This window comes from Micromonospora sp. DT231 (assembly GCF_049847025.1).
Lineage (GTDB): Bacteria > Actinomycetota > Actinomycetes > Mycobacteriales > Micromonosporaceae > Micromonospora.
On sequence record NZ_JBNCNO010000008.1, the window covers coordinates 84,269 to 102,642 of the forward strand.

Below are 18,374 nucleotides of genomic sequence, written 5' to 3' on the forward strand. Positions count from 1 at the left end.
TGATCAACGAGGGAGGGGTTACCCGGCCCAGCGGCGGAGTTCGCGCTTGGCCAGGGAGTTGCGGTGGACCTCGTCGGGGCCGTCGGCCAGGCGTAGCGTGCGGGTCTGCGCCCAGAGGGCGGCCAGCGGAGTGTCCTGGCTGACGCCGGCGCCGCCGTACCCCTGGATGGCCTTGTCGATCACCCACTCCGCCATCGCCGGGGTGCCGATCTTGATGGCCTGGATCTCGGTGTGTGCGCCCTTGTTGCCGACGGTGTCCATCAGCCAGGCCGTCTTCAGCACCAGCAACCGGGCCTGCTCGATGCGCACCCGCGACTCGGCGATCCACTCCCGGACCACGCCCTGCTCCGCGAGGGGCCGGCCGAACGCGACCCGCTCGTTGGCCCGGCGGCAGAGCAACTCCAGGGCCCGTTCGGCCATTCCGATCAATCGCATGCAGTGGTGGATCCGGCCTGGACCCAGCCGGGCCTGGGCGATGGCGAAACCGGTGCCCTCGGCGCCGATCAGGTTCGCCGCGGGCACCCGGACGTCGGTGAAGTCGATCTCGGCGTGCCCGCCGTGTGAGCCGTCGGTGTAGCCGAAGACGGTCATGCCCCGGCGCACGTGCACCCCGGGGGTGTCCCGGGGGACCAGCACCATGCTCTGCTGGCGGTGCCGGTCGGCGTCGGGGTCGGTCTTGCCCATCACGATGAAGATCTCGCAGCGCGGGTCCATCGCGCCGGACGACCACCACTTGCGTCCGTTGATCACGTACTCGTCGCCGTCGCGGGTGATCCGGGTGGCGATGTTCGTGGCGTCGGAGGACGCCACGTCCGGTTCGGTCATGCAGAACGCGGAGCGGATCTCGCCCTCCAACAGGGGCATCAGCCACCGCTGCCGCTGCTCTTCCGAGCCGAACTCGGCAAGCAGCTCCATGTTGCCGGTGTCCGGCGCCGCGCAGTTGACCGCCTCGGGCGCCAGGTGCGGGCTGCGCCCGGTCAACTCGGCGAGCGGAGCGTACTGGAGGTTGGTCAGCCCGGCGCCGTAGCGCGGGTCGGGCAGGAACAGGTTCCACAGGCCGCGCTTGCGGGCCTCCGCCTTCAGCTCGCCCAGGACCGGGGTACGCGACCACGGGTCACCGGCTGCCACCTGCTCGGCGTGCACCGCCTCGGCCGGGTAGACGTGCTCGGTCAGGAACCGGGTCAGCTCGTCGCGCAGCTCCTCGGTCCGGCTGTCGAATGAGAAGTCCATCACCGCTCCCTGGCAGCGGTCAGCCCGTGCGCGACCAGCGGTGCCACCATCTCGCCGATCCGGTCGAAGCCCTCGCCGAGCGTCTGCCCCAGCGTGTGGCGGTAGTGGATGCCCTCGCAGATGACCGCGAGCTTGAAACAGCCGAGCGCCACGTGCCAGTGCAGCGGGCCGACGTCCACGTCGCTGCGCCCGGCGTACCTGTCGAGCAGCTCGCCGCCGGTGGGGAAGCCGGCGCGCGGGCCGAGCCCGTCGGCGACCGGGTTGCCCTCGGCCGTGTCGCTGCCACCGAGCACGTCCCAGTACGTCAGGAGCAGCCCCAGGTCGGCGAGCGGGTCGCCGAGGGTGGCCATCTCCCAGTCGAGGACGGCGTGCACGGCCACCGGGTCGGCCGAGGCGAGGAGATTGTCCAACCGGTAGTCGCCGTGCACGATCCGGCCGGCGTTCGCGCCCTCCGGGGCGGTCGCCGCCAGCAGGTCACGCAGCTCGTCGATGCCGGGCAGCTCCCGGCTGCGCGAGCGGTCGAGCTGCCCGCCCCAGCGGCGGACCTGCCGGGCCAGGTAGCCCTCCGGGCGGCCGAAGTCGCCGAGCCCGACCGCGGCCGGCTCGACGCTGTGCAGTGCGGCGAGCGTGTCCATCATCGCCATGGCGAGGGCCCGACGTCGGTCGTCGCCGAGCGGGTCGGTCTGCGCGCGGGCGCGGAACACCTCGCCGGGCATCCGCTCCATCAGGTAGAAGGGCGCGCCGATCACCTCGGGGTCGGCGCAGAGCAGCAGCGCGCCCGGGACCGGCACCTCGGTCGGCGCCAGCGCCGAGATGACCCGGAACTCGCGGGCCATGTCGTGCGCGGTCGCCAGCACGTGCCCGAGCGGAGGGCGACGCAGCACGACCTCCCGGTCGCCGGCGCGCAGCAGGTAGGTGAGGTTGGACTTGCCGCCCGCGATCAGGTCGGCCCGCAGCGGCCCGACCGCCAGCTCGGGTCGGTGCTCGGCGAGGTAGCCGGCGAGCCGGTCCAGGGAGAGCCCGGCGGGAGAGGCGGGAACGGCGCCCGGTCGCGACGCATTCACGGCCGGATCACTCATCCGACTAGTTGATGGCAGCTCGCTCACGTTGTCAAGGTCAGATTTTCCCCTCGGGACATGCCTCGGCAACAGGGACGAAATGGTCAACCGGCAGGCTGTACCGCAGCCTGCCGGCCGCTTATCGCCGGCCCGCCGAGCGGAGGGACAGACATGTTGCTGCGAGTTCGGGTCACCCTGCCGGACCGTCCGGGCACGCTCGGCCAGGTCGCCCGCACGCTGGGCGTCTCCGGTGCGGACATCGTCCAGGTGGTGGTCCTCGAACGACTCGGCGGACGCGCGGTGGACGACTTCACTGTCGTCTGGCCGGGCGCCGCCCGGGTGGAGCGGCTGCTGGCTGGCCTCGCGGCGATTCCGGGCGTGCGGGTGGACGGCGTGTGGCGGGCGATCGGCGCGCCCACCACCACCGGCCAGGACGCGGAGCTGTTGGCCCAGGTCGCCGCCAACCCGGCCGACGGGCTGGCCACCCTTGTCGACGCGGTCCCCGGGCTGCTGGCGGCCGACTGGGCCGTCGCCGCCGTGGTGCCCGTCGACTGGGCCTCCCGGACCGGCAGCGGCGGGGCGACGGTGGGGCACGCGAGCTGGCGTACCCCGGTGCCTCTGCGGTTGCCGGAGGTGACCCCGCTGCGCGGTCGGGCGATGACCACGCCCGACGGCACCCACCACGCGATCGCGCCGTTCGGCCGGGCGGGCCTGGTGCTCGTTGTCGCCCGGGAATACAGCGACACCCTCTGCGCCGCCAACTTCCACAGCACCGAGGTCGACCGGCTCACCCAACTGGTCCGGGCCAGTGCGGTGATCCTCGGTGACCGGCTGGACCTGGTCGGCGCGCCGCCGGTGGTCGCCGGCCCCTGACCGGCCGGCGAGTTCCCGGGCGCGACACCGCCGGGCAATCGGGCGGCAACAGCCGGCGACGAGGCTCTGCGGTGGGAAGGGAGCCAACCATGACGTTGTGGCGGATTCGAGCGACGGTGGACGACCGACCGGGTTACCTGTCGGTGCTCACGGCGAGCCTCGCGCTGCGCGGGGTCAACATCCTCACCGTGCAGGTGCAACCAACCGAGCAGGGCGCGGTGGACGACTTCCTGGTCGATGCTCCGGACGCGCTCGACGAGGCGGGCCTGATCGCCGCCGTCGAGCGCGGTCGGGGCCGGGACTGCTGGGTGGCGCGCAGCGAGGCGCGCGGCCTGGCCGACCAGCCGACCCGGGTGCTCGGGCTGGCCAACCGGCTGGTGCGCGACCCGGACGCCACGGGCGAGGCGTTGCGGACCCTGCTCGGCGCCGACTCGGTCACCTGGCGACCCGCGTCGACGGGCGTCGACCAGCAGGGGATCACCGGCGCCACCATGACGTTGGCCGACCCGGCGGGCGGCTCGTTCGCGCTGCGCCGGGCCGCGCCCGCCTTCACCCCGGCGGAGTACGCCCGGGCACAGGCCCTTGTCGAGTTGGCCGCCACCGTGACGCGTCGGGCCGCGGAACAGGTCACCCTGGTGCTGCCCGACGGGGCCGAGGTGGCCGTCCGGCCGGGCTGCGCGCACGACCTGTCCGGCGTCGTCGAGCTGCACGAGACGTGCTCCGCACGAAGCCGGCACCGGCGTTACCTGGGCGGGGCGCTGCTGCCGCGGCCAGCCCGACTGCGTCGTCTGCTGGAGCCGGGGCGAGGGTTGACGCTCGTCGCCACGACCACCGGTGTCGACGGCGCGGCGGAGTCGGTGGTGGCCATGGCGAACCTGCTCGGCGAGGGCGACGAGGCCGAGGTGGCGCTGCTGGTGCGTGACGACTGGCAGCGGCGGGGGCTCGGCTCGGCGTTGCTGCGCCGGTTGGCCCGGCACGCCGACGCCGCCGGTTACGCGGCGCTGGTGCTGCACGTCCAGGCGGAGAACACCCCGATGCTGCGCACACTGCGACGGCTGGACCGGCCCAGCTCGGTGGAGCGCGACGGTGGGTTGCTCACCCTCACCGTCCCGCTCGCCGTCGCGGCCCTGACCCGCCCGCGCTGAAGGCCGGTCGTCGGGGTCAGCGTGCGGCAGGCGTGAGGGTGTCTCCAAGGGCGACGCGACCGGTTCGGATGACGGTCGCCCACAGGCCGAACGTCGTGTCGTGGTGCGCGGAGACCGTCTTGAGAAGATCCCCATGCGGGGGGACGTCACCCTGCGCCATGTCGATCATCACGCAACGGGTCTGCGGTGCCCGCGGCTGAAGTATCACCTCCGGACCCACCCGCAGGTCGTGGGTCGAGCCAGCCGTCCTCGGGAAAGCCGGTGCCGGGCAGGTCGATCAGCAGGTTCGCGCGAAACCTGGTCGGATCGACCGGCTCCCTCAGCACCAGGGCGAGCTGGAGTAGCGCAGCCGTGGTGATCACACTGACCGGGCCCTCGTCGTGGTGGGCGACGTCGGCCTCGGGCTCGATGGTGACGTGCCGGCCGAGGGCCTGACTGACGGCTGCGTGACCTGCGGGATCATCGGTGGCGAAAGTCCGTCCGTCCGGTAGTTCTACGGCGGGTACAGGGCCAGCGAGGTGGCCGCGGAGGTGGAGCAGGCCCGGCATGCGCCGGAAGCGGCGCGTGTTCTTCCCACTGCCCAGTTTGCCGTCGCGGTCGCGAATCGCCCATGGGCAATAGCTGGTGGTTGTCTTTTCGGCCGCTCCGCGGGTGTCTATCGATCGGCGGCACGGGCAGCGGCAGCTTTGCGACGGCCGGACAGGCAGAACCGGTTGCCCTCCGGGTCGGCGAGCACCACGTACGGCGGCTCGGTCGGGTGCGGCTCGATGGGATAGTGCCGCCAGTTGACGATCCGGGCGCCGAGGGCGAGCAGCCGGTCGAGTTCCTCGTCGAGGGGGCGCTCGCCGGCGTCGAGGTCCAGGTGGACGCGGGGAAACTCCTCGGCCGGGCTCACGCTGAGGTCCATCGCGATCGCCGCGCCCGGCGCGCCCGGCGGCGGTTCGAGCACGATCCACTCGTCGTTGTCGAAGCGTGGTGGCCGGCGGCGGTAGCCGAGGGCGGCAGCCCAGAACGCTCCTGCACGTTCGGCGTCGGAGACGCCCAGGGAGAGCTGCGCGATCATCGCCATCCGGCGACGGTACCCCTTCACAAATCGATGACGGGCGCATTACATTGTCGGTTATCCATGGGAGCGCTTCCACGGCTTCCGTGGTCACACCGCCACCTCGCTGTCGCCGGTGGCCGTGCCGCCCGTACGCCGTCCCGCGTCGGTGCGACCGCCGGCGGCACCTCCGACAGGAGCCCGCATGCGCCACCTGACCCGGCCGTCCAGCGGCCATCCCGGTCGGTCACCGGTCGCCGACCAGCCTTGGCCCCGGCGCTTGCTGGCCGTCGGCGTCGCGCTGCTCACCGGCGCGTCCCTCGCGGTGACCGCACCGCCGACCGGGCCCGCCGCCGCCGCGCCGGCCGCGACCTACAACTACGCCGAGGCGTTGCAGAAGTCGCTGCTCTTCTACGAGGCGCAGCAGTCCGGCAAGTTGCCGGACTGGAACCGGGTCTCCTGGCGCGGCGACAGCGCCCTCACCGACGGCGCCAGCTCGGGTCTGGATCTCACCGGCGGTTGGTACGACGCCGGCGACCACGTGAAGTTCGGTTTCCCGATGGCGTTCAGCGCCACCATGCTCGCGTGGGGAGCGGTCGAGTACCGCGCCGGCTACACCTCCTCCGGGCAACTGCCGCACCTGCTCAACAACCTGCGCTTCGTCAACGACTACTTCATCAAGGCGCACCCGTCGGCAAACGTCCTCTACGGGCAGGTCGGCAAGGGCGACGACGACCACAAGTGGTGGGGTCCGGCCGAGGTGATGCAGATGGCGCGTCCCGCGTACAAGATCGATGCGAGCTGTGGCGGCGCGGACCTGGCGGGGGAGACGGCGGCCGCGATGGCCGCGTCCTCGATGGTGTTCCGGCCCACCGACGCGGCCTACGCGGACAAGCTGCTGGGCCACGCCCGGCAGCTCTACACCTTCGCCGACACGGTGCGGAAGTCCTACCACGAGTGCATCACCGACGCGACGAGCTTCTACCGCTCGTGGAGCGGCTGGCAGGACGAGCTGGTCTGGGCCGCGATCTGGCTGCACCGGGCCACCGGCGAGGCCAGCTACCTGGCCAGGGCCGAGAGTGAGTACGACAAGCTCAACACCGAGAACCAGACCACCACCCGCTCCTACAAGTGGACCATCGCCTGGGACAACAAGCAGTTCGGGGCGTACGTGCTGCTGGCCAACCTGACCGGCAAGCAGAAGTACGTCGACGACGCCAACCGGTGGCTGGACTACTGGACCGTCGGCGTGAACGGGCAGCGGGTTCCGTATTCGCCAGGCGGGATGGCGGTGCTCGACTCCTGGGGCGCGCTGCGCTACGCCGCGAACACGTCCTTCGCCGCGCTCGTCTACAGCGACAAGACCACCGACACCACCCGCAAGACGCGCTACCACGACTTCGCCGTCCGGCAGATCAACTACGCGCTCGGCGACAACCCGCGCAACTCCAGCTACGTCATCGGGTTCGGCGCCAACGCGCCGAAGAACCCGCACCACCGCACCGCGCACGGCTCCTGGTGGGACAGCCAGACCGTCCCCGTCGAGACCCGGCACACCCTCTACGGCGCCCTTGTCGGTGGCCCGTCCGCGGCCAACGACGCGTACAGCGACAGCCGGTCGGACTACGTGATGAACGAGGTGGCCACCGACTACAACGCCGGCTTCACGTCCGCGCTGGTCCGGCTGACCTCCGAGTACGGCGGCACGCCGCTGGCGAACTTCCCGGTCGCCGAGACGCCGGACATCGACGAGCTGACCGTGGAGACCACCGTGGCGCAGGCCGAACCTCGGGCCACCGGGCTCAAGGTGATGGTCTACAACAAGTCCGCGTTCCCGGCCCGGGCCCTGACGAACGGGAAGTTCCGGTACTACTTCCGGCCCGACGGCACCGGCCCGGTGCAGGTCACCGCCGGCTACACCCAGGGCTGCCCGTCCCCGACCACGGCCAAGCAGTTCAGCGGCGACATCTGGTACGTGGAGGTCGACTGCACCGGCTACACCATCGCCCCGGCCGGCCAGTCGGCGCACCGGATGGAGGTCCAGTTCAAGATCGGTGTGCCGGAGGGCGGCACCTGGGACCCGACGAACGACCCGTCGTACCAGGCCACCGCCGGCCCCAACCGCAAGGTGCCGCTCTACTCCGGCAGCACCCGCGTCTGGGGCGAGGAGCCGGGGCCGGTCGTGCCGGACACCACCGCGCCGAGCGTCCCGGGCAAGCCCGTCGCGTCCGGCCTCGCGCCCCGCTCGGTCACCCTGACCTGGGCGGCGTCCACCGACAGTGGTGGCAGCGGCCTGGCCGGCTACGACGTCCGCGAGATCCAGGTCGGTGGCGACACGGTGCTGAACCGGCCCGTCACCGGCACCACGCTCACCATCTCGACGCTGCTGCCGGAGCACACGTACGAGTTCGCGGTCATCGCCCGCGACGGCGCGGGCAACAGGTCGGCGGCCTCACCGGTGCTCACCGTGACCACACCGCCGACCGGCTCGGCCGACACCACCGCGCCGAGCACGCCCGGCACCCCGGTCGCCTCGGCGGTCACCGCCACCGGGCTCACCCTGGCCTGGACCCCGTCGACCGACAACATCGGGGTCACCGGCTACCGGGTCTACCGCGAGGCCGGCACGACCGACGCGCTCGTCGGCTCGCCGACCGGCAGCACCGTGGCCCTGTCCGGGCTTACCGCGTCGACGGCGTACCAGTTCTACGTGGTGGCCGTGGACGCGGCGGGCAACACCTCCCCGGCGTCCGCGCCGGTCGCGGTGACCACCGCGGCCCCGCCGATCGGTGGTGCCTGCGCGGTGGCGTACGCCACCACCGACTGGGGCACCGGCGGCTTCACCGCCAGCGTGACGATCACCAACACCGGCACCAGTGCGATGAACGGCTGGACCCTGCGGTACAGCTTCCCCGCCGGGCAGACCGTCAGCCAGGGCTGGTCGGCGACGGTCAGCCAGACCGGGGCCGCGGTCACCGCCACGAACCTGTCCTACAACGGCACGATCGCGCCGGGGGCGTCGGTCAACTTCGGCTTCAACGGCACCCACACGGGCACCAACCCGAAACCGACGGCGTTCACCGTCAACAACGTCACCTGCGCCGTGGCCTGAGCCGCCGAACGTTCGAGATCTTGGACAGTTTCCGTTCTTGCTGAACTTGCTGAACGGAAACTGTCCAAGATCTGTGACCGGAGTACGCGGATCGCCATACCGGTCAGCTCAGAAGGCGGCGGACATTGCCTTCACCGGCATCTCCAGCTCGTCGCGCAGGTCCAGGTCGGCGGTCGCCGGCCCGCCGAGCGTGGTTCCGAAACTTTTTCGAAACATCAGTGTCCGGACCCGCGCGTGTGCAAGCATCGACTGAGTTAGATTTCCCCCCACCGAGACCTCCGGTCGTCCCGCCTCGACGGCCTGGGTGTTGGCCAATAAGGAGGCCGAGATGGCAATGAGCCCAACCGTTTGTCGCGGCGGGACTCGGCGACGGCGATCGCCCGCCGTCCGAGCGCTGCTCGCCGGCGCGTTCAGCGTCGTGACCGTAGCCGCCGTAGCGGTGATGATGCCCTCGGCGAACGCCGCCGCGACCACGCTCGGCGCGGCCGCCGCGCAGTCGGGCCGGTACTTCGGCACCGCCATCGCGGCTGGCCGGCTCGGCGACTCGACGTACAGCACGATCGCCGGGCGCGAGTTCAACATGATCACGGCCGAGAACGAGATGAAGCCGGACGCGACGGAGCCGCAGCGGGGCCAGTTCAACTTCAACTCCGGTGACCAGATCTACAACTGGGCGACCCAGCGCGGCCTGAAGGTCCGTGGGCACACCCTGGCCTGGCACGGGCAACAGCCGGGGTGGATGCAGAGCCTCAACGGCAGCAGCCTGCGGCAGGCGATGATCGACCACATCAACGGCGTGATGGGCCACTACCGGGGCAAGCTCGCCGCGTGGGACGTGGTGAACGAGGCGTTCAACGAGGACGGCAGCCGTCGTTCGTCGAACCTCCAGGGCACCGGCAACGACTGGATCGAGGTGGCGTTCCGCACCGCGCGGGCGGCCGACCCGTCGGTCAAGCTCTGCTACAACGACTACAACATCGAGAACTGGTCGTACGGCAAGACGCAGGGCGTCTACCGCATGATCCAGGACTTCAAGTCCCGTGGCGTGCCGATCGACTGCGTCGGGTTGCAGACCCACTTCACCGGCGGCAGCTCGCTGCCGAGCAACTTCCAGACCACGCTGTCCAGCTTCGCCGCGCTCGGCGTGGACGTGGCACTGACCGAGGTCGACGTCACCAACTCCTCCACCACCCAGTACGCCGGGCTGACCCAGGCCTGCCTGAACGTGCCGCGCTGCATCGGCATCACCGTCTGGGGCGTACGCGACAGCGACTCCTGGCGCTCCAACGAGAGCCCGCTGCTCTTCGACGGCGGCGGCAACAAGAAGGCCGCCTACAACTCCGTCCTCAACGCGCTCAACGCGGCCCCGCCGACCTCGGGGCCGACCGTGACCCCGACCGTGAGCCCGACCGTGAGCCCGACCACGAGCCCGCCGCCGAGTGGCGGCTCCGGCCGGATCACCGGGGTGCAGTCGGGCCGTTGCATCGACGTGCCCAACTCCACGCAGACCAACGGCACCCGGGTCCAGCTCTACGACTGCAACGGTCAGTCGAACCAGCAGTGGACGTACACCACCGGCAAGCAGTTGCGGGTCTACGGCAGCAAGTGCCTGGACGCGAACGGCGCGGGCACCGCGAACGGCACCGGCGTCATCATCTGGGACTGCAACGGTCAGTCGAACCAGCAGTGGAACGTCAACTCCAACGGCACCATCAGCGGCGTCCAGTCGGGTCGGTGCCTGGACGTCTGGGGCACCGGCAACGGCCAGCAGGTCCAGCTGTACGACTGCCACGGGCAGACCAACCAGCAGTGGCGGACCGACTTCGGTGGCGGCACCACCACGCCGCCGCCGACCACCACCCCGCCGCCGACGACCACGCCGCCGCCGACCACGGCGCCGCCGGGCGGCTGCGCGCTCCCGTCGACCTACCGGTGGTCCTCGACCGGCGCGCTGACGAGCCCGCAGAACGGCTGGCTCTCGCTCAAGGACTTCACAAACGTGGTCTACAACGGCAAGCACCTGGTCTACGCGTCGAACGTCAACAGCAGCGGCTCGTACGGCTCGATGAACTTCGGCCTGTTCACCAACTGGTCCGACATGGCCTCGGCCAGCCAGACCGGAATGAGTCAGGGCACGGTGGCGCCGACGCTGCTGTACTTCGCCCCGAAGAACATCTGGGTGCTGGCGTACCAGTGGGGTCCGACCTCGTTCAGTTACAAGACGTCGAGCGACCCGACCAACGCCAACGGCTGGTCCTCGGCACAGACGCTCTCCACCGCCAGCCTCCCCGACGCCCCGTACGGCGTGATCGACCAGACCCTCATCGGCGACGACCAGAACATGTACCTGTTCTTCGCGGGGGACAACGGCAAGATCTACCGGTCGAGCATGCCGCTTGGGAACTTCCCGGGCAGCTTCGGCTCGAGCTACACGACGGTCATGACCGACTCGACGAACAACCTGTTCGAGGGCGTCGAGGTCTACAAGGTGCAGGGCCAGAACCAGTACCTCATGATCGTCGAGGCGATCGGAAGCCAGGGGCAACGCTACTTCCGGTCGTTCACGTCCAGCAGCCTGGGCGGCTCGTGGACCCCGCAGGCCGCCAGCGAGAGCAACCCCTTCGCCGGCAGGGCCAACAGCGGCGCGACGTGGACCAACGACATCAGCCACGGTGACCTGGTCCGCACCAACCCCGACCAGACCAAGACCGTCGACGCCTGCAACCTGCAGTTGCTGTACCAGGGCAAGGACCCCAACGCGAGCGGCGACTACAACCGGCTGCCGTGGCGGCCGGGTGTGCTGACCCTCCAGCGCTAGTTCGCGGAGAACCGGGGCGTGCCCGGCACCGTGCGGTGCCGGGCACGCTTGTCCGATTCAGCCGGGTAGGTCCTCGGCGAGCAGGTCCATCAGCAGGGCGTCGTGCCAGCGGCCGTCCTCGCCCCGCTCGTAGCGGCGCATGATGCCCACGGGACGGAAACCGACCTTCGCGTACGCCCGGATCGCGGCGCTGTTCGCCGCCGCCGGGTCGATGGTGAACCGGTGGTGGCCGTACTCGTCGATCAGGTGCCGGGCCAGGGTGCGGATCGCGTCGACGCCCAGCCCGGCGCCGCGCACCGCCGGGTCGAGGAAGACGTCCATGCTGGCGTGCCGGTAGTCCGGGTCCGGTTCGGCGTGCCACTGGATCGCGCCGATCACCCGGCCGTCGTGCTCGATGGCGTACAGGTGCAGGTCGCCGTCGCCGAGGTCGGCGCGGACGGAGTCGGCCAGGTCGTCGTCGCCACGCCACCAGCGGCGCACCTCGGGCGTGGCCCGGATGTCGGCCAACGCGGCGACGTCCGTCTCCTCGGCGGGGCGCAGCGTCACCACCCGGCCCGACAACGTGCTCACGAGCCGCTCCCCAGCGTCGCGCTGGTGTCCCAGCGCAGGACGTGCGTGTCGGTGTGGTCCTTGCGGATCGTGATCGCGGCCTCGTACCGCAACCGCGCCACACCGTCGACGACCACGTCGAGCTGCTGCCGTGCCGCCGCCGGTTCGCGGATCTCCACCTGGTGCGCGCCGACCGGCAGCGGATAGAACCAGCTCGACCAACTGGCCCGCGCGGGCGCACCGTCGATCAGCAGCACCGGCGGGGGGATCCAGATGTCCCAGTTGGGACGGTCGTCGACGAGCACGTCGCCACGGTACAGCTGGACCTGGCTGGTGAAGAAGAAGGTGAGCAGGACTCCGGCCTGCCCGCCCGGCGGCGTCGGCGGATCGGTGTCCGCTCCGACGAAGAGCGCCGCCGCGCTCACCGACGCCGCCTCGTGCCGCGCCGGAACACCAGGATGCCGACGACGATGCCCAGCACCGGCGGGACCAGCAGCAGCGCGGTCGGGGCATCGTCCACCAGCAGGAACGGCAGGAACCCCAGGTACGCGGCACCCAGGCCGAGGACCAGGCTGAACGTCAACGCGGCGGCGATCGGCATCCGCCCGCCGGGTCGCTGCTCGCCGCGCCCCAACGCACCGGCGCCGAACGCCTCGTAGGAGGCGGCGTACTCCAGTGGCACGACCTCTCCCTCGCCCACGGTGACAAGTGCGCTGCGCTGCGGTGACACGTACTGCACCTCGACCAGTCGCTCGCCGACCGGCACCACGATGAGGGCGCGGCCGAAGCCGTAGGTCGCCGGCCGGCCGTCCACACCCACCATCGGGGCGAGCGTGAACCGCGCCGACTGCGGGGGGCACCAGGTGTGCACGGCGATCCCGCCGTGCCCCGGCGGCAGCTGTGGTGGCGAGCCGGTCGGGTCGTACCGCTCGATCTGGTACGCGCCCTGCGGGTGGGTGAGGTCACCGCCCGAGGGGTCATCGACCTGGGTCAAGGTATTGCTCCGTCCGGGAGTCGGAGAGCTCGGCGTCGTCGCCGAAGTAGTCGGTCGCCCGTTTGCCCTCGTTGGCGGCCGTCGCCGCGAGCTTGTCGGCCGGGCCCAGCCAGGTCCGGAAGTCCTTCGCCGAGTCGACGAGCACCGCCGACGAACCGCGCCAACCCGACGCGAACGTGCCGTTGGCCCCCCGAAGCTGGAACGACGCCTTGACCGAGGCCATCGTCCTCGGGTGCATCCTGGTGAGGACGGTGCGCAGCCGCTGGAGCAACGCGACGACCTTGCTGATGAACGTGGTCGCCCGGGTGGTGACCACCGCGCCCTGCACGGTCGTGGCCGCTCCCGCCGCGGCGGTGGACGCACCCATCGTCGGCACCGCGCTTGCCAACGCCGCCGTCCAGGTGAAGACCATCCACTCCACGAAGGTGGCGATCAGACCGAGCACGAAACCCTGCGCCACCTCCATCAGCAGCTTCGCCGCGTTCAGCGTCATCACCAGTTTTCGGGCGTCGTTGCCGAGACCGGCCACCCCCTGGGCGAACTCGTCCATCCGCTGGCGCGCGGCGTCGGCGGCCAGCCCCTGCCAGCCCACCAGCCCCTCCTGGACCGCCGCACGGATCTCCGCGGCCAGCGGGTCGAGCGCGTTGCCGACCCGCTCCCACTTGGCGATCTCCCCCTCCATCCGCTCGGCATTGCCGGTGACCAGCCCGAGCAGGTCCTCCAGCGGCTGCACCACGTCCACCAGAAACGTGAGCCCGGCGGAGATCAGGAAGTTGAGCGGGTCCACCGCGTAGGCGAAGACGTTGACACCCAGGTCGCCGACGCTGCCGGCGATGTTGAACAGCTCCGACCAGTCGCCGTCGCCGCCGGCCCACTTGGCGCCCGCCGAGACGGCCTGCGGGATTCCGGAGAGCCCCGGCACGTCCTTGACCGGGTCGAAACGGAGCACGTCGTAACCGCCGACGTCCACCGACCCGGCCCCGCCGTACCCGTCCCAGGTGGTGTCCGCGCCGACCGGGCCGGTCGCCCACTCCTGCCGGGTGACGTCGTTCGTGACGTCGCTGTCGGTGAGGTCGCGCTCGTCGCTCATTCGGGGTGGCCCTCGGCCAGCCGCTGATGCAACCTGCGCATCCGCTCGTCGATGTCCTGCTCGGTGCGCCGGTACGCCTCGGCGGTGCAGTCCAACGCCTCGACCCGGTCGGTGAGCGCCTCCCCCATCAGACCCAGGTGCTCGTAGAACTCACCGGCGAAGCGCCAGTACAGCGCGGCGAACGGCGCCCCCAGGGCACCCCAGATGTACCACTCGGGGTTGGCGTCCTCGGCCAGGTCGGCGATCGCCGCCGCCCGCTGCTGGATGTCCGCCAGGCGCGTCCGGCAGGTCAGGATCTCGTCCACGTTCGCTTCGAAGTCAGCCACCTCGGCCCTCCTCGTCGTCGGTGTCGGACGGTCGATAGGCGGCCACCAACGACACCAGGTCCAGGCGGGGGCCGGCAACACGCTGGACCCGCTCGGCGAGCAGCGCGGCGGCGTCCGCGGTGGCCCGGCGGACGGTGTCGAGCACCAGCGCCGCCAGGTGGGTCGGGTCCAGGCGGGGCGCGGCGTCCGCCAGCTCGACCCGCCGCAGCTCGCCCGTGGCGCCCACCTCGGCGACGACCCCGCCCTGGGTCGCGTGGGCGGTGGCGGTCAGGTCGGCCACGTCGGCCCGCGTCGTCGCCCAGGCGTCAAGTTGCCGTCGCGCCTCGTCGCGCAGACGGCGTACGAGCGGGTCGGTCTCGTCGTCGGCGGTATCGTCGGCCGGGGGTGGGGGCGGCTCGGGCAGCGCGGTGGCGAGGGGGTCGGGCAGGTCGGCGCGGCCGGGCACCAACTCGCGGGCCCGTTCGGTGAGCAACTCGTCGGCCCGCTCGGTGGCAGCGCGCACGGTGGCGACCAGCAGCGCGCCGAGGGCTCGGCCGTCGTGGTGTCGGATCCGGCGGGTCAGCGTGAGGTCGAGCAGGGCGTTGCGCGGCCCGGCCGTCACCACCACCGCACCGTCCGGCGACTCGACGGTCGCGGTGGTCTCCCCGACCGCGACGCGCAGCTCGGCCGCCGTGCTCAGGATTCGCCGCTCCCGGGCGGCGCGGTCAGCGTCCACCTTGGTCCCCCCGCGGGTTGTCGCCCCAGCCGTGGGTCGGAACCTACCACCGCACCCGGCGTCGGCGGGGTCCCCGCCGACGCCGCTGGTGGGTCAGGTGGAGTGGATCAGCCCCGGATCTCGCCGTGCTCGACGCAGACCGCCGACCAGCCGACCGGCAGCACCTGCACCTTCATCCGGCGGCGGCACCTGTGGCAGAACCGGGGCGGCTCCAACTGGCGGGCCGAGGCGCAGCCCGGATGGGCGGCGGTCGCCGACTCACCGCACCTGTCGCACCACACCTCGGTCGTCGTCATCGTCGTCACAGCGTGGCGGAGAGGGCCTTGACCGGCATCTTCAGCTCGTCCAGCAGGTCGAGGTCCGCGGTCGCCGGGCGACCCAGCGTGGTCAGGTAGTTGCCGACGATCACCGCGTTGATGCCACCGAGCAGACCGTCCCGGGTGCCCAGGTCACCGAGGGTGATCTCCCGACCACCCGCGTACCGGAGGATGGTGCGGGGCATGGCCAGCCGGAACGCGGCGATGGCCCGCAGCGCGTCCTTGCCCTCCACCACCGGACGGTCGCCCAGCGGCGTGCCCGGTCGGGGGTTGAGGAAGTTGAGCGGCACCTCGTGCGGGTTCAGCTCGGCGAGCTGCGCGGCGAACTCGGCCCGCTGCTCGACGGTCTCGCCGAGGCCGAGGATGCCACCGCAGCACACCTCCATGCCGGAGTCGCGCACCATCCGCAGCGTCTCCCAGCGCTCCTCCCAGGAGTGCGTGGTGACCACGTTGGGGAAGTACGACCGGCAGGTCTCCAGGTTGTGGTTGTAGCGGTGCACACCCATGTCGACGAGGTCGTCGACCTGCTCCTGGGTGAGCATGCCCAGCGACGCGGCGACCTGGATCTCGACCTCGGCCTTGATCGCGGCGACGCCCTCGCGCATCTGCTTCATCAGGCGGGCGTCCGGGCCGCGCACCGCGGCGACGATGCAGAACTCCGTCGCCCCGGTCTTGGCGGTCTGCTTCGCCGCCTCGACAAGCGACGGGATGTCCAGCCAGACCGACCGCACCGGGGAGGTGAACAGGCCCGACTGGGAGCAGAAGTGGCAGTCCTCCGGGCAGCCGCCGGTCTTCAGCGAGACGATGCCCTCGACCTCGACCTCGGGACCGCACCAGCGCATCCGCACGTCGTGGGCGAGTTGCAGGGCGGCGGGCAGGTGCTCGTCGGGCAGGTTCAGCACCGCGAGGATGCCGGCCTGGTCGAGGCCGACACCGTCACCCAGCACCTGGGTCCGGGCCTGGTCGAGGATCTCTGGCATGGCTCGTACCCTACAAGGCCCCCCGTCAGCCGGAATGGCCTGGCAGCCCGGTGGGCGCTCGCGTCGAGTGGAACCGTCGGGCTGACGGTGGCGGGTGGTAATTTCGCCCGGCGGGTGTCGGGCTGACCGGCGCGGACGGCGGCGAAGGGGTGACGGTGGCGGACTGGCTGGCGGCGCTCGACCGGCGCGCGCAGTTGCGGGCGAAGGCCGGGCTGACCCGGCGACTGCACCCGCGACCCGCCGGCGACGGGGTGACCGACCTGGCCGGCAACGACTACCTCGGCCTGGCCACCCACCCGGAGGTCACCGCCGCGGCCGTGGCGGCGCTGTCGGCGTACGGGCTGGGGGCCACCGGGTCGCGCCTCGTGCGGGGTTCCACCGACGCGCACCAGGCGCTGGAGGACGAGCTGGCGCAGTGGCTGGGCACCGATCGCGCACTGGTCTTCTCCTCCGGCTACCTGGCCAACCTCGGCGCGCTGCGGGCGCTCGTCCAACCTCGGACGCTGCTCGTCTCCGACGCGCACAACCACGCGTCCCTGATCGACGGCTGCCGGATCTCCGGTGCTGAGACGGTGGTCACCCCGCACGCTGACGTGGACGCCGTGGCCGCCGCGCTCGCGGCCGCTCCGGGCCGCCCGGCGGTGGTGGTGACCGAGTCGATCTTCTCGGTCGACGGTGACCTCGCGCCGCTGGCCCGGTTGCACGCGGTGGCCCGCCGGCACGGCGCGCTCCTGCTGATCGACGACGCGCACGCACTCGGCGTGACAGGTCCGGCCGGCGCGGGTGCGGTGGCCGCCGCGGGGCTGGCGGGTGAGCCGGACGTGGTGATCACCGCCACCCTGTCCAAGGCGCTCGGTGGCGCCGGCGGTGTGGTCGCGGGCCCGGCCGAGTTCGTCAGGCATCTGGTCGAGACCGGGCGTACGTTCATCTTCGACACGGCGCTGCCACCGGCGGTCGCCGCCGGCGTGCACGCCGCGCTGCGGCTGGCCCGGGCCGGTGACGACGGGCGCGCGGAGCTGTCCGACCGGGTGCGGGTGGCGGTCGGTCGACTGCGCGCGGCCGGGCTGACCGTCTCCGCGCCGGACGCGGCGGTGATCTCGGTGACCGCCCCCGGGCCGGAGGCGGCGACCGCCTGGGCCGCCGACTGCCGGGATCGGGGTGTCGCGGTGGGGTGCTTCCGGCCACCGTCCACCCCGGACAGCCGTTCCCGTCTGCGCCTCACGGTCAGTGCCGGGGTGCCCCGGGCGGATTTCGAGCGGGCCCTGGAGGTCATCGTGGAGTGTGCCCCGCAGTCGCGAGCAGAGGTGACGCCGTGAGCGCGAGGAGTGAGCCGGGTTTGCGAGCCCCGCAGTCGCGAGCAGAGGTGGCGCCGTGAGCGGGTGGGAGGGGTCGGTCCTGGTCACCGGGACCGACACCGAGGTCGGTAAGACGGTGGCGACGGCGGCGATCGCGGCGGCGGCGCAGGCCGCCGGGCTGCGGGTGGCGGTGGTCAAGCCGGCCCAGACGGGTACGGCCGGCGGTGAGCCGGGCGACGTGGACGCGGTGAACCGGCTGGCCGCCCCGTTGACCGGCCGCACCCTGGCCAGCTATCCCGATCCGCTCGCCCCGCTGGCGGCCGCCCGGGTGGCCGACCTGCCGCCGTTGGAGCTGTACGAGGCGGTGGACGCGGTCCGTGCGGAGGCGGACACACACGACCTGGTGTTGATCGAGGGCGCGGGTGGGTTGCTGGTTCCGATGGGGCTGCGTCCGTCGGGGGAGCCGTGGACGATGGCGGACCTGGCGGTGTCGCTCGGCGCGCCGGCGGTGGTGGTGGCCCGCGCCGGGTTGGGCACGCTCAACCACACCGCGCTGACCCTGGAGGCGCTCGACCGGCGGGCGGTGCCGGCCGGCGTGGTGATCGGGGCCTGGCCGAGCCGGCCGGAGCTGGTGCACTGGACCAATCTCACCGATCTGGTGCCGAATCTGCTCGGCGCGCTGCCCGACGGCGCCGGGGCGATGGACCCGGGCGTGTTCCGGCGTTCCGCGCCGGGCTGGCTCACCCCGGCCTTGCACGGTGTGCTCGACGACTGGCGGGTCTGGGCCGAGGAGAGCGGCTGACCACCTGACTTTCGTCGGTGTTCGCGCA

19 protein-coding genes are annotated in these 18,374 nt (G+C 71.9%); 6 read left to right on the top strand and 13 right to left on the bottom strand.

Annotated elements, in window-relative coordinates; genetic code table 11:
- Window positions 1-18: 18 nt before the first annotated feature.
- Both ACPXBU_RS21150 and ACPXBU_RS21155 read right to left on the bottom strand, forming a co-directional pair.
- Window positions 19-1,230, bottom strand: a complete 1,212-nt coding sequence (locus ACPXBU_RS21150) for an acyl-CoA dehydrogenase family protein (RefSeq protein WP_425759311.1) — start codon at window positions 1,228-1,230, stop codon at window positions 19-21.
- Window positions 1,230-2,309: a phosphotransferase family protein gene (locus ACPXBU_RS21155; protein WP_393375137.1), complete on the bottom strand. Its 1,080-nt coding sequence runs from the start codon at window positions 2,307-2,309 to the stop codon at window positions 1,230-1,232. The genes ACPXBU_RS21150 and ACPXBU_RS21155 overlap by 1 nt, the downstream gene beginning before the upstream one ends.
- Window positions 2,310-2,459: 150 nt before the next feature.
- Here ACPXBU_RS21155 and ACPXBU_RS21160 point away from each other — a divergent pair, with 150 nt between their 5' ends.
- Entirely contained in the window at window positions 2,460-3,161 is a 702-nt protein-coding gene (locus tag ACPXBU_RS21160; protein WP_425759312.1) for an amino acid-binding protein, read from the top strand.
- Between the two features lie 89 nt (window positions 3,162-3,250).
- The gene (locus ACPXBU_RS21165) at window positions 3,251-4,306 is read left to right on the top strand and encodes a GNAT family N-acetyltransferase (RefSeq protein WP_425759313.1); all 1,056 of its coding nucleotides are present in this window, start codon (window positions 3,251-3,253) and stop codon (window positions 4,304-4,306) included.
- A 16-nt stretch (window positions 4,307-4,322) separates the two neighbouring features.
- On the opposite strand, the gene ACPXBU_RS21170 is transcribed toward ACPXBU_RS21165, so the two are convergent.
- The 3 genes from ACPXBU_RS21170 to ACPXBU_RS21180 form a co-directional block, all read right to left on the bottom strand.
- Window positions 4,323-4,475, bottom strand: coding sequence for a hypothetical protein (locus ACPXBU_RS21170; RefSeq protein ID WP_425759486.1), 153 nt, complete (start codon window positions 4,473-4,475; stop codon window positions 4,323-4,325).
- Window positions 4,453-4,854 carry a hypothetical protein gene (locus tag ACPXBU_RS21175; protein ID WP_425759499.1) on the bottom strand — a complete coding sequence of 134 codons (402 nt, stop codon included), beginning with the start codon at window positions 4,852-4,854 and terminating at the stop codon, window positions 4,453-4,455. Before ACPXBU_RS21175 ends, ACPXBU_RS21170 begins: the two co-directional genes overlap by 23 nt.
- A gap of 107 nt (window positions 4,855-4,961) precedes the next feature.
- Window positions 4,962-5,375: a VOC family protein gene (locus ACPXBU_RS21180; RefSeq protein WP_425759314.1), complete on the bottom strand. Its 414-nt coding sequence runs from the start codon at window positions 5,373-5,375 to the stop codon at window positions 4,962-4,964.
- Window positions 5,376-5,553: 178 nt separating this feature from the next.
- Here ACPXBU_RS21180 and ACPXBU_RS21185 point away from each other — a divergent pair, with 178 nt between their 5' ends.
- Window positions 5,554-8,460: a glycoside hydrolase family 9 protein gene (locus ACPXBU_RS21185; protein ID WP_425759315.1), complete on the top strand. Its 2,907-nt coding sequence runs from the start codon at window positions 5,554-5,556 to the stop codon at window positions 8,458-8,460.
- A 328-nt stretch (window positions 8,461-8,788) separates the two neighbouring features.
- Window positions 8,789-11,278: a non-reducing end alpha-L-arabinofuranosidase family hydrolase gene (locus ACPXBU_RS21190; protein ID WP_425759316.1), complete on the top strand. Its 2,490-nt coding sequence runs from the start codon at window positions 8,789-8,791 to the stop codon at window positions 11,276-11,278.
- 57 nt (window positions 11,279-11,335) lie between these two features.
- Here the strand turns inward: ACPXBU_RS21190 and ACPXBU_RS21195 are convergent, their stop codons facing one another.
- The 8 genes from ACPXBU_RS21195 to bioB form a co-directional block, all read right to left on the bottom strand.
- On the bottom strand, window positions 11,336-11,848 hold the full coding sequence (locus ACPXBU_RS21195; RefSeq protein ID WP_393375857.1) for a GNAT family N-acetyltransferase: 513 nt from the start codon (window positions 11,846-11,848) through the stop codon (window positions 11,336-11,338).
- Window positions 11,845-12,252, bottom strand: coding sequence for a hypothetical protein (locus ACPXBU_RS21200; protein WP_425759318.1), 408 nt, complete (start codon window positions 12,250-12,252; stop codon window positions 11,845-11,847). Before ACPXBU_RS21200 ends, ACPXBU_RS21195 begins: the two co-directional genes overlap by 4 nt.
- Window positions 12,249-12,821 (bottom strand): hypothetical protein, encoded by a 573-nt coding sequence (locus ACPXBU_RS21205; protein ID WP_425759319.1) that lies wholly within the window; start codon window positions 12,819-12,821, stop codon window positions 12,249-12,251. The genes ACPXBU_RS21200 and ACPXBU_RS21205 overlap by 4 nt, the downstream gene beginning before the upstream one ends.
- Window positions 12,805-13,911, bottom strand: a complete 1,107-nt coding sequence (locus ACPXBU_RS21210) for a WXG100 family type VII secretion target (protein WP_393375864.1) — start codon at window positions 13,909-13,911, stop codon at window positions 12,805-12,807. Before ACPXBU_RS21210 ends, ACPXBU_RS21205 begins: the two co-directional genes overlap by 17 nt.
- The gene (locus ACPXBU_RS21215) at window positions 13,908-14,237 is read right to left on the bottom strand and encodes a hypothetical protein (RefSeq protein ID WP_425759320.1); all 330 of its coding nucleotides are present in this window, start codon (window positions 14,235-14,237) and stop codon (window positions 13,908-13,910) included. The genes ACPXBU_RS21210 and ACPXBU_RS21215 overlap by 4 nt, the downstream gene beginning before the upstream one ends.
- Window positions 14,230-14,952, bottom strand: coding sequence for a YbaB/EbfC family nucleoid-associated protein (locus ACPXBU_RS21220; protein WP_393375870.1), 723 nt, complete (start codon window positions 14,950-14,952; stop codon window positions 14,230-14,232). Before ACPXBU_RS21220 ends, ACPXBU_RS21215 begins: the two co-directional genes overlap by 8 nt.
- A gap of 107 nt (window positions 14,953-15,059) precedes the next feature.
- Window positions 15,060-15,248, bottom strand: a complete 189-nt coding sequence (locus ACPXBU_RS21225; protein WP_393375873.1) for a hypothetical protein — start codon at window positions 15,246-15,248, stop codon at window positions 15,060-15,062.
- Window positions 15,249-15,253: 5 nt separating this feature from the next.
- On the bottom strand, window positions 15,254-16,249 hold the full coding sequence (bioB, locus tag ACPXBU_RS21230; RefSeq protein WP_393375876.1) for a biotin synthase BioB: 996 nt from the start codon (window positions 16,247-16,249) through the stop codon (window positions 15,254-15,256).
- A 155-nt stretch (window positions 16,250-16,404) separates the two neighbouring features.
- Between bioB and ACPXBU_RS21235 the strand changes: the two genes are divergently transcribed.
- The gene (locus ACPXBU_RS21235; RefSeq protein WP_425759321.1) at window positions 16,405-17,565 is read left to right on the top strand and encodes an 8-amino-7-oxononanoate synthase; all 1,161 of its coding nucleotides are present in this window, start codon (window positions 16,405-16,407) and stop codon (window positions 17,563-17,565) included.
- Window positions 17,566-17,620: 55 nt separating this feature from the next.
- The gene (bioD, locus tag ACPXBU_RS21240) at window positions 17,621-18,346 is read left to right on the top strand and encodes a dethiobiotin synthase (protein WP_393375882.1); all 726 of its coding nucleotides are present in this window, start codon (window positions 17,621-17,623) and stop codon (window positions 18,344-18,346) included.
- The last annotated feature ends 28 nt before the right edge of the window (window positions 18,347-18,374 follow it).